Source organism: Streptomyces sp. CNH287, from assembly GCF_000424825.1.
This window is the reverse complement of the sequence record NZ_KE384251.1, coordinates 325,843-339,263: the sequence shown is the minus strand read 5'-3', so window position 1 is coordinate 339,263 and position 13,421 is coordinate 325,843. Positions and strand designations below refer to the sequence as shown.

Here is a 13,421-nt window from a genome sequence, read left to right as displayed (position 1 = left end):
GTCACGGGAGGACCTCCGGGGCAGAAAGGTGTTGATCTGAAGTGAAGGTCTCTTCGCCGTCTTCGTCCTCGAAGTCGGCGGGATCTTGCAGTGCGCCGCTCAGGCTGGTCCGGCTGCGCCGGACCGCCTCGGCACGCTCACGCGCGCTGCCTGCTTCCGGCAGTCTCAGGGTGAACGTCGAGCCCTGACCCTCGGCACTCCACACGGTGACCTCCCCGCCGTGCGAAGCGGCCACATGCTTGACGATCGCGAGACCGAGTCCGGTACCGCCCGTCGCGCGGGAACGGGCCGGATCGACGCGGTAGAACCGCTCGAAGATCCGCTCCTTGTCCATCGACGAGATCCCGATGCCCTGATCGGTCACGGCGATCTCGATCAGGTCTCCGCCGGGCGCCGCGATCCGGCGTCCGGCGATGCCGACCCGGGTGCGGGCCGGTGAGTAGTTGACGGCGTTCTCGACGAGGTTGCCGAGCGCCGCGGCGAGCTGGCCCCTGTTGCCCCACACGTGCAGCCCGGCCGTACCGCCCGAGACCAGGGTGATCTGCTTGTTCCCCGCGGTCTGGCTGCACCGGTCGATGGCCTCGCCCACCAGCCCCTCGACGCCGATCGGCTCGGAGTCCTCCAGCGGGTCGTCGTTCTGCACCCGGGAGAGGTCGATCAGCTCCTGCACCAGGTTGGTCAGCCGGGTCGCCTCGTTCTGCATCCGGCCGGCGAAGCGCAGCACCGCCTCCGGGTCCTCCGCCGCGTCCGAGACGGCCTCGGAGAGCAGCGAGAGCGCGCCGACCGGGGTCTTCAGCTCATGGCTGACGTTCGCCACGAAGTCGCGCCGGACGGCCTCGATGCGGCGGGCCTCGGTGAGGTCCTCGACCAGCAGCAGGACGAGCCGGGAGCCCAGCGGCGCCACCCGCGCGGAGACCGCCAGCGCCTCGCCGCGCCCCGTGCCCCGCCGGGGCAGGTCCAGCTCGACCTGGCGTATCTCTCCGTCGCGGCGGGTGTCGCGGGCCATCTGGAGCATGGGCTCGACGGCCAGCTTGCCGCCGCGCACCAGCCCCAGGGCGTAGGCGGCGGAGCTGGCCTTGACCACGTTGTCCGCCTCGTCCAGGACGACGGCGGAGGAGCGCAGTACGGACAGGACGGTGTCGACGCCGGGCGGCAGCACCGCCTCGGAGTGCAGCGAACTCCGCGTGGGACGCGTCTGCTCGCGCTCGCTCCAGCGGAACGCCAGCATGGCGATCACGCCGGTGCACACCCCGGCGATCGCTGCCACTGCGGCGACTGCCGCGTTCACGTCCATGTGTCCAGGTTATGCGGCATCCGGGAGCGTGCCCCAGCCCCTTCGGGGCGGACTCGAACACTCGTCCCCCAGAGTTCACCTCGGTGTCGGAGCTGATTCACTTGGGAGGTCGGAGGCGGACGCATTTCGGGCGGAGCGTGAGCGTGTGAGACCGTCCGGCACACGGTAGGCGACGGATGACACCGCCGGGTGACCGCGCGGGCGCCGTACGCCACGCCCCCGCGCCGGACGGTCGAACGATCTGGTGCGCCAGATCACCAGGGGGGCCCGGCTCCCATGAATAGGCCATGCGAGGGAAGGACCATCATGCGGGACGCGTACCACGAGGAGCTCGACTCCATCAGCGACAGCCTGGTCGAGATGGCGCGGCTCGTCGGCTCAGCCATCGGGCGCGCCACGACGGCGATGCTGGACGCGGATCTGAAGCTCGCCGAGAGCGTGATCGCGGCGGACGAGAAGGTGGACGACCTCCAGCGCGACCTGGAGACCCGGGCCATCCAGCTGCTCGCGCGGCAGCAGCCCGTCGCCACCGATCTGCGGATCGTGGTCACCTCGCTGCGCATGAGCGCCGACCTGGAGCGCTCGGGCGACCTCGCCCAGCACGTCGCCAAGGTCGCGCGGCTGCGCTTCCCCAACTCACCGGTGCCGCGCGACCTCCAGGCCACGCTGCTCGAGATGGGGCAGCTGGCGCAGCGGCTGATGGCCAAGGCGGGCGAGGTGATCATCACCAAGGACGTCGACCTGGCGCTCCAGCTGGAGCAGGACGACGACAAGATGGACGACCTGCACCGCACCCTCTTCCAGCACCTGATGGACGACCGCTGGAAGCACGGCATCGAGACGGCCGTCGACGTCACCCTCCTCGGCCGCTACTACGAGCGCTTCGCGGACCACGGGGTCTCGGTGGCGCGCCGCGTCGTCTACCTGGTGACGGGCGACTACGCGGACGAGCTGGACCCGAACGCGGTGCCCACCGACGGGACGGCCCCGGTCGAGAACGCGTAACCGCGCCCAGCGCGTGACCGGGTGGGCGCGCCCGGCGGGGTGACGTACGAGGGGCGTGCGGAGCGCTCCCGTACGGGGCGGATGCGCGGGGCATGCGCCCTTGCCCCGGCGTCGCGGCCGGGCGTGCAATGGCGGGAACCCTTGCCGAGGAGGTACTCATGTCCGAGTCTCCACACCAGCACGCGCCCACGTCCCCCGACCGCTCCGCGGAGCGCACGCCGCTGCCCCTGCTGGGCGCCTGCGGCTGCGGTCCCGGCTGCGGCTGCGGCTGCCAGTCCGGCGGCAGCTGCCAGTGCGGCGGCTGCTGCGGCTGACCCCCGGCCGGCACCGGCCGACCACGCAGGGCCTGGGCCCGGCGCCACCCCGGCACCGGCCCAGGCCCTGCGCGTGGCGGCTGCTTGCGTTTCGCTGGTCCGGGAGCGGAGGGGCGCCCGGCCGCCAGCCGCCACCATCGGCCGGCGCGATCGCCCTCGGACGGCCCGCGAGCGAGGCGGCACGGCGGGGAACACGCCACGGACCGGAACGCTGCCCCGGGTCAGAGGAGGCTCCGGAGCATTCCGTCCCAGTAATCCCCGGATTGAGCGGGTGCCTGTGGGTCGATAACCGCCAGGGACCGCAGGACGCGGTCGATGAGTTCGTCGTATGTCCCACCGGGCAGTCCCTCGGCTTCCTCCAGTTCGTTGATCTTTTCCTGGATTCCGCAGATGAACTCGAGGAAGAGCTGAAGGTGGGTGTTTATCAGGGTGGTCTGCTCGTTGCTCCACGACAGGACTTCCCCGGTACGCCCGTTGAGCAGCAGGACTCCGGCACGCACCCCGGCTCCGAGATACAGCAGGTCGTCCACCTCGGTTGGCGTGGCGCCTCCGACCTCCCGAAGCTGCTCCCCCATCGTGATGCAACTGCTCACGATGTCATGGAAGAAAACGTCGTCCCCGAGTTGCTGCGGCAGGCCGAATTCGGTCAGCAGGCGTGCGGCTTTCTGGTCGGGGACTTTTCCTGTCAGCTGTGCGGGTTGGGCCCTGTTGATCTCGATTCCCTCGTAGGAGAATGCGCTCAGATAACCCGCCGAGTTGATCACGGCTGCTCCAGGTGGTCCGGTTCGCGAAAGTGCAACGAGCCCCCTGCCGGCGGAGAGACCGCAGGCAGGGGGCTTGTGCGCGGCGGGCTACTTCTTCTTGCCCTGGTTCTTGACGGCCTCGATGGCCGCCGCCGCGGCGGCCGGGTCGAGGTAGGTGCCGCCGGGGTTGAGCGGGCGGAAGTCGGCGTCCAGCTCGTAGGAGAGCGGGATGCCGGTCGGGATGTTGAGCCCGGCGATCTCCCCGTCGGAGACGCCGTCCAGGTGCTTGACCAGCGCGCGCAGCGAGTTGCCGTGCGCGGCGACCAGGACCGTGCGGCCGGTGAGCAGGTCCGGCACGATGCCGTCGTACCAGTACGGCAGCATCCTGGTGACGACGTCCTTGAGGCACTCGGTGCGCGGGCGCAGCTCGCTCGGGATGTCGGCGTAGCGCGGGTCACCGCTCTGCGACCATTCGGCGCCGTCCGCCAGTTCCGGCGGCGGGGTGTCGTAGGAGCGGCGCCAGAGCATGAACTGCTCCTCGCCGAACTCCGCGAGGGTCTGCGCCTTGTCCTTGCCCTGGAGGGCGCCGTAGTGCCGCTCGTTCAGCCGCCAGCTGCGGTGGACGGGAATCCAGTGCCGGTCGGCGGCGACGAGGGCGAGGTTCGCGGTGCGGATGGCGCGCTTCTGGAGGGAAGTGTGCACGACGTCGGGGAGAAGCCCGGCGTCCTTGAGCAGCTCGCCGCCCCGGACCGCCTCCTTCTCGCCCTTCTCGTTCAGGTTGACGTCCACCCAGCCGGTGAACAGGTTCTTGGCGTTCCACTCGCTCTCGCCGTGGCGGAGGAGGATCAGCTTGTACGGTGCGTCGGCCATGCTCCGAGACTAATCGACCCCGTTCGGCGGTCGCGTCCGGCCGTCGTTTGACGCGGTCCGTCAATCCGATGGCCTCGCGCGCGCTGGCGTGCGTAACGTGCGGGTAACGCCAGGGGTACTTACCTCCGGGCCGCGCCGCCCGGCGGCGCACCGCACGCGCACCCGCACCTCCCGTCCACGTGAAGGGGTCACCCATGTCTCCGTCCGGCATGCGCCGAGCCCTCACCGAGAGCGTCTCCGGGCTGCCCCGCCAGTTCTGGTGGCTGTGGACCACCACGCTCATCAACCGGCTGGGTGCCTTCGTCGCCACCTTCCTGGCGCTCTACCTGACGGTCGAGCGCGGCTACTCCGCCTCGTACGCCGGACTGGTCGGCGCCCTGTACGGGCTGGGCGGCGTCGTCTCCTCCCTCGGCGCCGGGGTGCTGGCGGACCGGCTGGGCCGGCGGCCGACGCTGCTGATCGCCCAGGTCTCGACGTCCCTGTCGGTGGCGGCGCTCGGCTTCGTGGAGCATCCGGTGGCGATCGCGGTGCTGGCGTGCGCGGTCGGCATGGCGACCAACGGGTCCCGGCCCGCCGTCCAGGCGATGATGGCGGACATCGTGGCCCCGCAGGACCGGGTGCGCGCCTTCGCGCTCAACTACTGGGCACTGAACATGGGGTTCGCCGTCGCGTCGGCCTCCGCCGGGCTGATCGCCCAGTACAGCTACCGCTTCCTGTTCGTCGGCGAGGCCGTGATGGTGCTGGCGTGCGCGCTGCTCGTCTTCGCGAAGCTGCCGGAGTCGAGGCCGGAGGCGGAGGGGAAGGGGACGGGGACGGGGACGGGGACGGGCGCGCCGGGGGCGGGGACCGGTGCCGGTGCCGGCCCGGCCGGGGGTGCGGGAAGCGCCGCCGTCTCGATGGGCACGGTGGTGCGCGACGGCCGCTTCATGGCCGTCGTCGGCCTCAACCTGGCGCTCGCGCTCCTCTTCCAGCAGGGGTACGTCGCCCTGCCGGTGTCGATGGGCCTGGACGGCTTCTCCAGCACCGACTTCGGGCTCGTCATCGCGGCGAACGGCCTGCTGATCGTGGTGCTGCAGATCCCGGTCACCCGCCTCATCGAACACCGCGACCCCGGCAGGCTGCTCGTCGTCTCCGCGCTGCTGACCGGCTACGGCTTCGGGCTGCACGCGTTCGCCGGTTCGGTGGCGTTCTACGTGCTCGCGGTGGCTGTGTGGACGCTCGGCGAGATCATCAACTCGCCCACCCAGATGGGCCTGGTGGTGCGCCTCTCGCCGACCCACGGCCGTGGCCGGTACCAGGGGATGTACGTCATGTCCTGGTCGGTCGCCTCGCTGACCGCACCGCTGCTGGGCGGCCTGGTCATCGACCGGTTCGGGGCGGACACGCTGTGGGCGGCCAGCGCGGTGATCGGCACCGTGACGGCGGTGGGGTACGGGCTGCTGCTGCGCCGGGTCCCGGCCGACGAGGCGCCGGCCCCGGCCCCGGCGCCGCGGCGGGGACCGGCGGAAGCCGCAGCCGCAGCGACCGCAGGCGAGGGCCCCACTGGGGGTCCCGCCGAAGGGACCCGGGCCTGACCGGCCGGCGGTTCAGAGGTGCGCGTCGAGGAATTCGCGCAGCTGGCCCTCGCTGTGGGCACCGACCTTCCGCGCCACCACTTCGCCGCCCCGGAAGAGCAGCAGCGTCGGAATCCCCTGGACGTCGTACAGGGGCGCCGTCCTCGGCTGCTGGTCGATGTTGTGCCGGGCCAGGACGAACCGCCCGCCGTACTCCTCGGCGAGTGCGTCGAGGTGCGGCGCGATCATCTTGCACGGTCCGGCCCATTCCGCCCAGAAGTGCACCAGGGCCGGACCGGGGGCCGCCACGACGTCCGCGGAGAACGACGCGTCGGTGACATCGAAGCTGTGTTCGCTCATGAGCCCTCCCTGTGCGGACTGTCGGGGCCTCCTGGATCGCTACCCGGGCGCGGGCCACCGGAACCGTCACTCGGTGCGGCGGGGTTCCTCGTCTGCCGCGCCGGTGTCCGAGGGCCGCGTCAGCCGGGTGAACGCCGCCAGGTTGCGGGTGGGTTCGCCGCGCGAGACGCGCCACTCGTACTCCTTGCGGATCGCGCTCGCGAAGCCCATCTCCAGCAGGGTGTTGAAGGAGCCGTCGGCGTTCTCCAGGACGGTGCCCAGCAGTTGGTCCAGCCCCTCGGGGGTGACCACGCTCAGCGGGAGCCGCCCCACGAGGTAGATGTCGCCGAGCCGGTCGATCGCGTAACTCACCCCGTACAGGCGGGTGTTGCGCTCCAGCAGCCAGCGGTGCACCTCGGCGTGGTTCTCGTCGGGGTGGCGCACGACGAACGCGTTGACCGAGAGGGAGTGCCGCCCCACGATCAGCGAGCAGGTCGTCGACAGCTTCCGGGTGCCTGGCAGCGTGACGACGTAGCTGCCCTCGGCCGGGTTCTCCCACTCCAGCCCGGACTCCCCCAGCACCCGCTCGATCACCGCGACCGGCTCCGGTGGTGCCGGGGACTGCTGTCGTGCCAGGGGCTCCTGTCGTGCCGCCGCGCCGGACTTCCCCGCCTGTGCTTCCGCCTCCGCCTCAGCCATGCAGGGATCGTAGGTGACCGCGCCGCGCCTGCCGCGCATCGGTGTAGACGTCCACCGTCGTGGCGGCGGTCGCGTCCCAGCCGAAGCGCTGGGCGTGCCGGGCCGCCGCCGCGCCCATCCGTTCCGTACGGGTCCCGTCGTCCACGAAGCGGCGCAGCGCACGCGCGTACTCCGCCGGGTCGTGTCCGGCGATCAGGAAACCGCTCTCGCCGTCCCGCACCGCAACCGGCAGCCCGCCCACCGCCGCCGCGACCACCGGGGTGCCGCACGCCTGCGCCTCCGCCGCGACCAGCCCGAAGGACTCGCTGTACGAGGGCATGACCAGCACACTCGCCGCGCGGTACCAGTCCGCCAGCTCCCGCTGGCCGACCGGCGGCCGGAAGCGCACGAGGTCGGTGATGCCCAGCCGCGCGGCCAGCTTCTGCAGCCCCTCCGGCTTCGCCAGCCCGCTGCCGCTGGGCCCGCCGACCACCGGGACCAGCAGCCTGCCGCGCAGCGCCGGGTCGTCCCGTACGAGCATCGCGACGGCGCGGAGCAGGATGTCCGGCGCCTTCAGCGGCTGGATACGGCCCGCGAAGAGCGGGATCAGCGCGTGCTGCGGCAGGCCGAGCCGGTCGCGCGCGGCGGCGCGGCCGTCGGCGGGGCGGAAACGGTGGAGGTTCACGCCGGGGTGGACGACGGCCGTGCCGGAGGGGGCGGCGTCGTAGTGGTGGACCAGCTCCTCGGCCTCCTCGGCGGTGTTCGCGATCAGCCGGTCGGCGGCCCGTACGATCTGCGTCTCCCCGATGACGCGCGCGGGCGGCTCGGGGGTGTCGCCCTCGGCCAGGGCGGCGTTCTTGACCTTCGCCATGGTGTGCATGGTGTGCACCAGGGGCACGCCCCAGCGCTCCGAGGCCAGCCAGCCGACCTGGCCGGAGAGCCAGTAGTGCGAGTGGACCAGGTCGAAGTGGTCGGGCCGGTGGCCCGCCCACACCTGCATCACGCCATGCGTGAAGGCGCACAGCTGGGCGGGCAGTTCCTCCTTGGCCAGGCCCTCGTACGGGCCCGCGTCGATGTGCCGCACGAGCACGCCGGGGGTCAGTTCGACGGTGGGGGCCAGGCCGCCGGTCGTCGCCCGGGTGAAGATCTCCACCTCGACGCCGCGGGCGGCGAGCTGCCGGGCCAGCTCCACGATGTAGACGTTCATCCCGCCGGCGTCGCCGGTGCCCGGCTGGTGCAGCGGGGAGGTGTGCACGCTCAGCATCGCCACCCGGCGCGGGGCCCGCGCGGCGCGGCGCAGCCGGGAGCGTGCGGCGAGGACGCCACCTGGACCACTGAACCTCGATACCTGCTGGCTCACGGGCCCGGTGCCTCCTCCACGACGGAAACAACCCGCACAACACCGGGAGGGTTGCCCCGCATTTCGTCTTTGCCGAAGCTTGACTCTATTCGTTCGCGCGGGCCTCCGGGACAGGCGGGTCGTACGGGCGGGCGCGGCCCCCGTAGGCTCGCCGTATGTCCGGCCGCGCCCCCAGCCGCCCCGTCGGGTCGGCCACCCGCGGGACCACCCACCCCAACCGCCTGCGCCGCATGGACCGCTGGATCGCCCACACCCACGCCCCCGCGCTGCGTCGTGCGGACGAACCGCCACTGGCCGTCGACCTCGGCTACGGCGCCGCGCCCTGGACGGCCGTCGAACTCCTGCTGCGGCTGCGCCGGACCCGGCCGGACACCGAGGTCCTCGGCGTCGAGATCGACCCGGCCCGGGTCGCCGCCGCGCAGCCCTGGGAGCGGCCCGGACTCCGCTTCCGCCGCGGCGGCTTCGAGGTCGCGGCGGAACGGGCGCCCCTGCTCATCCGGGCCGCGAACGTGCTGCGCCAGTACCCGGAGGGCCAGGTGGAGCCCGTGTGGGCGCGGCTGTGCGGGCGGCTGGCGCCGGGCGGGCTGCTGGTGGAGGGGACCTGCGACGAGATCGGGCGGCGGCACGTATGGGTCGCGCTCGGCCCGGACGGGCCCCGTACCGTCACCTTCGCCGCCCGGCTCGCGTCGCTGGCCCGGCCGTCCGACCTGGCCGAGCGGCTGCCCAAGGCGCTCATCCACCGCAACGTGCCGGGCGAGCGGGTGCACGCGTTCCTGCGCGACTTCGACCGCGCGTGGGCGAGCGCCGCACCGTACGGGGCCCTGGGCGCGCGGCAGCGCTGGGTGCGCGCCGCCCAGGCGCTCGGCGGCCACTGGCCGCTCGCGGACGACGCCCGCCGCTGGCGCCAGGGGGAGCTGACCGTCCGCTGGGACGCGCTCGCACCGCTCGCCTGAACCGGACGGGCCGGGCCGCGCGCAGGGGCCGGGGCCGACCGGGGCAACACCAGGGGCCAAGGCCGGGGCCGGAGTCAGGCCGCGTGCAGGACCGACAGCAGCGCGTCGACCAGCAGCCGGTCCCGTTCGTGCGTCAGCCGGTGCCGGGCCTCGGCCGGGGGCAGCCAGACCAGCCGGTCCACCTCGTCGTTGGGGGCGAAGGAGCCGCCGGTCGCCTCGGCCGCCCAGTAGCGGACCCGCTTGGGCCGCCCGTCCTCGGTGGCGTAGCGGGTGCTCGGCAGCGCGGCGCCGGGCGCGCACGCCATGCCGGTCTCCTCGCGCACCTCCCGCACCGCGGCCTCCAGCGCTTCCTCGCCGCGCTTGAGCTTGCCCTTGGGATGCGACCAGTCGTCGTAGCGGGGCCGGTGTACGAGGCCGATCTCGATCCCCGCCCCGTACGGAGGGCGCCGCCGCCACAGCACGCAGCCCGCCGCCTGTACGGGGCGCGGAGCGTCCGGGCCGTCCGGCGCCGACGCGGGCTCCCCCGCCCGTGTCACGGCGCGGCCCTCGTAGGCGCCGGCGATCTCGGCGTCCACAGGCGGCCGAACGCGAACCGGGCCGCCTCGACCTCGTGCCGCTGGTCGGCATGCAGCACGCCCAGCGCGTACGCGGTGGCCGGGGCGATGCGCGGCGTACGGGCTGCGGCGGCAGCCGCGGCGGCGGCCTCCGCGGCGTCGCGGTGCCGGTCGAGCGCGCGGCTGGCCGGGCCGAGCCGGTGGTCGGCGTCCCACAGGTCCCGCTGGTCCGCCAGCACCGCCCCGGGCGCCCCGTCACGGGCCCCGGCTCCGTCCCGGGCCCCGGCCGCGTCGGCGCCGCGCAGCACCTCGCGCGCGTACCGGTGCAGCCGCAGCAGCAGCCGTACCTGGTGCCAGGAGGTGTCCCCCTGCGTCTCGACCGCCAGTGAACGAGTGAGCGCCTCCGCGTTGTACGGGTGCTCCGCGCGGGCCAGCGGCAGCAGGTCGAGCGCCTCGGCCAGCCGCCGCTGCGCCTGCTCGGCGAGCGGCACCAGCGAGTCGCCCACCGGGAGGCCGTCCGCCTCGGGCACCAGCGGCGTCTCGGAGGCGAGCACGGCCACCGCGTCGGCGACGGCGTGGAACCGCGAGGAGCCCAGCGCCTGGAGCGCGGCCGAGTGCGCCCGCGTGCGGGAGAGGGTCAGCTGCCGCTCCAGCAGCGCGCCCGCGCGGGCGGCGCCCACCGGCAGCGCGCCGCCGCCCGGCGATCCGCCGCCCGCGGCACCGGCACGGCCGCCGTGTGCCGGGCCGCCCGTACCGCCGTCGCTCGCGAGCCGGTGCAGCGCGCCGAGCAGCCGGTCCAGCCGGGCGGCGTAGGCGTACTCGCGGGCCAGGGTGCCGGAGAGCCAGCTCAGTTCGGCGCGCAGTTCGTCGGCCCAGCCGGTGTCGACCAGGGCGCGGTAAGTGTGCAGCGCGCCGCCGAGGCGCCGGGCGGTGCGGCGCAGCTGGCGTACGGCGGCGGTGGCCTCCGCGGCGGCCTCGACGCTGCCCGCGCTCTCGCCGTGCACGCGCAGGCTGCGCAGGAACTCGGTGGCCTGCGCGCGCAGATACGTGGCGAGCACCTCACCGGCGCTGTCCTGGGCGCCGTGCGCGGGTGGTGCGCCGGGTACGGGTGGTGCGCCGGGTACGGCCGGTGCGTCTGGCGCCACCGATGCGCCGGGCGCCCCCGGTACCCCTGCCCCGTTCGGCGCGTGGCACGTCTGCCCGCCGGAGGCCGCGCTGACCAGCTCGCCCCGCTCGTCCGCCCCCGGCGGCCCCACGCCCGAGCCCTCCGCGACCGAATCCCGCTGCCGCCCCATCACAGCCCCTCCCCGGCGTCGCCCGCGGCGCCCGCGCCACCCCTCGCTCGCACAGGACGCCCGGCGTACGCCGAGGGCGGTTCATGTAGCTGGGCCACGTCGGCGCCTCCGGGCGTCGATCAGCATTTCCTGGATGTTCCGCAGCGGCTGGCCGTCGGCGTCGTGTGCGACCCGCGTCCAGTCGCCGTCCGGGCCGAGGTGCCAGGACGCGGTGGTGTCCGAAGTCCCCTTCTCCAGCAGCCCGTTCAGTGAGGCGCGGTGCCCGGGGTCGGTGACCCGGACGAGCGCCTCGATCCGGCGGTCGAGATTGCGGTGCATCATGTCCGCGCTCCCGAACCACACCTCCGGCTCACCTCCGTTGCCGAAGATGAAGACCCTGGAGTGTTCGAGGAAGCGCCCGAGTATGCTCCGCACCCGGATGTTCTCGCTCAGCCCGGCGACGCCCGGCCGCAGCGCACAGATGCCGCGCACCCACACGTCCACCCGCACCCCCGCCTGCGAGGCGCGGTAGAGCGCGTCGATGACCGCCTCGTCGACCATCGAGTTGACCTTGATCCGGATGTACGCCGGGTGCCCCGCCTCGTGCTGGGTGACCTCCCGCTGGATACGCGAGACCAGCCCGTCGCGCAGCGAGCGGGGCGCCACCAGCAGCCGCCGGTAGGTGGCCCGCCGGGAGTAGCCGCTGAGCCGGTTGAAGAGGTCCGACAGGTCGGCGCCCACCTGCGCGTCGGCCGTCAGCAGACCGAGGTCCTCGTACAGCCGGGCCGTCTTGGGGTGGTAGTTGCCGGTGCCGACGTGCGCGTAGCGGCGCAGGGTGTCGCCCTCCTGGCGCACCACGAGCGACAGCTTGCAGTGCGTCTTCAGCCCGACCAGCCCGTAGACCACGTGGCAGCCGGCCTCCTCCAGCTTGCGCGCCCACTTGATGTTGGCCTGCTCGTCGAAGCGGGCCTTCAGCTCGACGAGCACCAGCACCTGCTTGCCGGACTCGGCCGCGTCGATCAGCGCGTCGACGATCGGGGAGTCGCCGGAGGTGCGGTAGAGCGTCTGCTTGATCGCCAGCACGTCCGGGTCGGCCGCCGCCTGCTCCATGAACGCCTGGACGGAGGTGGAGAAGCTGTCGTACGGGTGGTGCAGCATCACGTCGCGTTCGCGAAGGGCTGCGAAGATGTCGGGGGCGGACGCCGACTCGACCTCCGACAGGTCGCGGTGCGTGCCCGCGATGAACTTCCGGTACTTCAGGTCCGGCCGGTCCAGCCGGGAGGCGATCCCGGACAGGCCCGTCAGGTCCAGCGGGCCGGGCAGCGGGTAGACCTCCGCGTCGCCGACCTTCAGCTCGCGCACCAGCAGGTCCAGCACGTACGGGTCGATCGACTCCTCGACCTCCAGCCGCACGGGCGGCCCGAAGCGGCGGCGCATCAGCTCCTTCTCCAGCGCCTGGAGCAGGTTCTCGGTGTCGTCCTCCTCGACCTCGAGGTCCTCGTTCCGGGTGACGCGGAACATGTGGTGCCCCAGCACCTCCATGCCCGGGAACAGCTCCTCCAGGTGCGCCGCGATGACGTCCTCCAGCGGCACGTACCGCTGCGGCGACGCCTCCAGGAACCGGGCGAGCAGCGGCGGAACCTTCACCCGAGCGAAGTGATTGTGCCCGCTCAGCGGGTTCCGCACGACCACGGCCAGATTCAGCGACAGCCCCGAGATGTACGGGAACGGGTGCGCCGGGTCCACCGCGAGCGGCGTCAGCACCGGGTAGATCTGCTGCCGGAAGAGCGTGAAGAGCCGGGCCTGCTCCTTCTCGGTCAGCTCGGGCCAGCGGATCAGATGCAGGCCCTCCTCCGCGAGCGCGGGCGCGACGTCCTGCTGGAAGCAGGCGGCGTGCCGCGCCATCAGCTCCCGCGAACGGTTCCAGATCAGCTCCAGCACCTCGCGCGGCTGGAGCCCGGAGGCCGAGCGGGTGGCGACCCCGGTCGCGATCCGGCGTTTGAGCCCGGCCACCCGGACCATGAAGAACTCGTCCAGGTTGCTCGCGAAGATCGCCAGGAAGTTCGCCCGCTCCACGAGCGGCGTCTCGGGGTCCTCGGCCAGCTCCAGCACCCGTTCGTTGAACGCGAGCCAGCTTCGCTCCCGGTCCAGGAAGCGGCCCTGCGGCAGGTCCCCGGGCCCGCCGTCCGGTCCCGGACCCTCCTCGTAGTTGTCCGGGTCGGAGTCGAGATCGGGCTCCAGCGCGGGGCCGGAGCCCACCACGGTGTGCGGCCGGTGCGCGGCGATGGCCCCGACAGACGGCTGTGCGGTCGGCTGGGCGGCGTGCGGTGCGGCTGGCTGGCTCATGACCCCATTGTTCCGCGCACCGGGGTCACCGGGCGCGGCGAGCGGGGAGCGAGCGGCTGGCTGCATTCCGCGATGCTCGCAAGCGAGTTTGAATCCATGGTTAAGCGAACATGGCGGCCAGGGGATCACCGCGTTTCC

At 73.2% G+C, this 13,421-nt stretch carries 13 protein-coding genes; 4 read left to right on the top strand and 9 right to left on the bottom strand.

The features are described 5' to 3' along the window. Nucleotide 1 precedes the first annotated feature (1 nt). Nucleotides 2-1,294 carry a two-component system sensor histidine kinase PhoR gene (gene phoR / locus H299_RS0125210; RefSeq protein WP_027750675.1) on the bottom strand — a complete coding sequence of 431 codons (1,293 nt, stop codon included), beginning with the start codon at nucleotides 1,292-1,294 and terminating at the stop codon, nucleotides 2-4. A gap of 306 nt (nucleotides 1,295-1,600) precedes the next feature. On the opposite strand from phoR, the gene phoU reads away from it, so the two are divergent. Next, nucleotides 1,601-2,299 (top strand): phosphate signaling complex protein PhoU, encoded by a 699-nt coding sequence (gene phoU / locus H299_RS0125205; protein WP_027750674.1) that lies wholly within the window; start codon nucleotides 1,601-1,603, stop codon nucleotides 2,297-2,299. A 158-nt stretch (nucleotides 2,300-2,457) separates the two neighbouring features. Next, nucleotides 2,458-2,613 carry a hypothetical protein gene (locus tag H299_RS40020; protein WP_199782501.1) on the top strand — a complete coding sequence of 52 codons (156 nt, stop codon included), beginning with the start codon at nucleotides 2,458-2,460 and terminating at the stop codon, nucleotides 2,611-2,613. 221 nt (nucleotides 2,614-2,834) lie between these two features. On the opposite strand, the gene H299_RS0125195 is transcribed toward H299_RS40020, so the two are convergent. Both H299_RS0125195 and H299_RS0125190 read right to left on the bottom strand, forming a co-directional pair. Then, on the bottom strand, nucleotides 2,835-3,377 hold the full coding sequence (locus H299_RS0125195; protein WP_027750673.1) for an SUKH-4 family immunity protein: 543 nt from the start codon (nucleotides 3,375-3,377) through the stop codon (nucleotides 2,835-2,837). Between the two features lie 87 nt (nucleotides 3,378-3,464). Next, nucleotides 3,465-4,226 (bottom strand): phosphoglyceromutase, encoded by a 762-nt coding sequence (locus tag H299_RS0125190; RefSeq protein WP_027750672.1) that lies wholly within the window; start codon nucleotides 4,224-4,226, stop codon nucleotides 3,465-3,467. Nucleotides 4,227-4,420: 194 nt separating this feature from the next. Here H299_RS0125190 and H299_RS36180 point away from each other — a divergent pair, with 194 nt between their 5' ends. Next, nucleotides 4,421-5,800, top strand: a complete 1,380-nt coding sequence (locus H299_RS36180) for an MDR family MFS transporter (protein ID WP_051262820.1) — start codon at nucleotides 4,421-4,423, stop codon at nucleotides 5,798-5,800. Nucleotides 5,801-5,812: 12 nt separating this feature from the next. On the opposite strand, the gene trxA is transcribed toward H299_RS36180, so the two are convergent. From trxA to mshA, 3 genes are all read right to left on the bottom strand, one after another. Then, nucleotides 5,813-6,139, bottom strand: coding sequence for a thioredoxin TrxA (gene trxA / locus H299_RS0125180; protein WP_027750671.1), 327 nt, complete (start codon nucleotides 6,137-6,139; stop codon nucleotides 5,813-5,815). Between the two features lie 66 nt (nucleotides 6,140-6,205). Beyond that, nucleotides 6,206-6,817, bottom strand: a complete 612-nt coding sequence (locus H299_RS36175; protein ID WP_078513084.1) for a type III secretion system chaperone family protein — start codon at nucleotides 6,815-6,817, stop codon at nucleotides 6,206-6,208. Further along, on the bottom strand, nucleotides 6,810-8,156 hold the full coding sequence (gene mshA / locus H299_RS0125170) for a D-inositol-3-phosphate glycosyltransferase (protein ID WP_027750670.1): 1,347 nt from the start codon (nucleotides 8,154-8,156) through the stop codon (nucleotides 6,810-6,812). The genes H299_RS36175 and mshA overlap by 8 nt, the downstream gene beginning before the upstream one ends. Nucleotides 8,157-8,311: 155 nt before the next feature. Here mshA and H299_RS0125165 point away from each other — a divergent pair, with 155 nt between their 5' ends. After that, entirely contained in the window at nucleotides 8,312-9,109 is a 798-nt protein-coding gene (locus H299_RS0125165) for a hypothetical protein (protein ID WP_027750669.1), read from the top strand. 74 nt (nucleotides 9,110-9,183) lie between these two features. On the opposite strand, the gene H299_RS0125160 is transcribed toward H299_RS0125165, so the two are convergent. The 3 genes from H299_RS0125160 to H299_RS0125150 form a co-directional block, all read right to left on the bottom strand. Further along, a complete protein-coding gene (locus tag H299_RS0125160) occupies nucleotides 9,184-9,645 on the bottom strand; it encodes an NUDIX hydrolase (RefSeq protein WP_051262900.1) in 462 nt (153 codons plus the stop codon). Next, nucleotides 9,642-10,958 carry a CHAD domain-containing protein gene (locus H299_RS36170; RefSeq protein WP_078513028.1) on the bottom strand — a complete coding sequence of 439 codons (1,317 nt, stop codon included), beginning with the start codon at nucleotides 10,956-10,958 and terminating at the stop codon, nucleotides 9,642-9,644. The genes H299_RS0125160 and H299_RS36170 overlap by 4 nt, the downstream gene beginning before the upstream one ends. Before the next feature lie 81 nt (nucleotides 10,959-11,039). Beyond that, on the bottom strand, nucleotides 11,040-13,283 hold the full coding sequence (locus H299_RS0125150; RefSeq protein WP_027750667.1) for an RNA degradosome polyphosphate kinase: 2,244 nt from the start codon (nucleotides 13,281-13,283) through the stop codon (nucleotides 11,040-11,042). Nucleotides 13,284-13,421 lie beyond the last annotated feature (138 nt).

What these genes read in the sequence shown, in the direction of transcription:
- phoR (WP_027750675.1), bottom strand. Translation starts at nt 1,294, where the DNA reads ATGGACGTGAACGCGGCAGTCGCCGCAGTGGCAGCGATCGCCGGGGTG.
- phoU (WP_027750674.1), top strand. Translation starts at nt 1,601, where the DNA reads ATGCGGGACGCGTACCACGAGGAGCTCGACTCCATCAGCGACAGCCTG.
- H299_RS40020 (WP_199782501.1), top strand. Translation starts at nt 2,458, where the DNA reads ATGTCCGAGTCTCCACACCAGCACGCGCCCACGTCCCCCGACCGCTCC.
- H299_RS0125190 (WP_027750672.1), bottom strand. Translation starts at nt 4,226, where the DNA reads ATGGCCGACGCACCGTACAAGCTGATCCTCCTCCGCCACGGCGAGAGC.
- H299_RS36180 (WP_051262820.1), top strand. Translation starts at nt 4,421, where the DNA reads ATGTCTCCGTCCGGCATGCGCCGAGCCCTCACCGAGAGCGTCTCCGGG.
- trxA (WP_027750671.1), bottom strand. Translation starts at nt 6,139, where the DNA reads ATGAGCGAACACAGCTTCGATGTCACCGACGCGTCGTTCTCCGCGGAC.
- H299_RS36175 (WP_078513084.1), bottom strand. Translation starts at nt 6,817, where the DNA reads ATGGCTGAGGCGGAGGCGGAAGCACAGGCGGGGAAGTCCGGCGCGGCG.
- H299_RS0125165 (WP_027750669.1), top strand. Translation starts at nt 8,312, where the DNA reads ATGTCCGGCCGCGCCCCCAGCCGCCCCGTCGGGTCGGCCACCCGCGGG.
- H299_RS36170 (WP_078513028.1), bottom strand. Translation starts at nt 10,958, where the DNA reads ATGGGGCGGCAGCGGGATTCGGTCGCGGAGGGCTCGGGCGTGGGGCCG.
- H299_RS0125150 (WP_027750667.1), bottom strand. Translation starts at nt 13,283, where the DNA reads ATGAGCCAGCCAGCCGCACCGCACGCCGCCCAGCCGACCGCACAGCCG.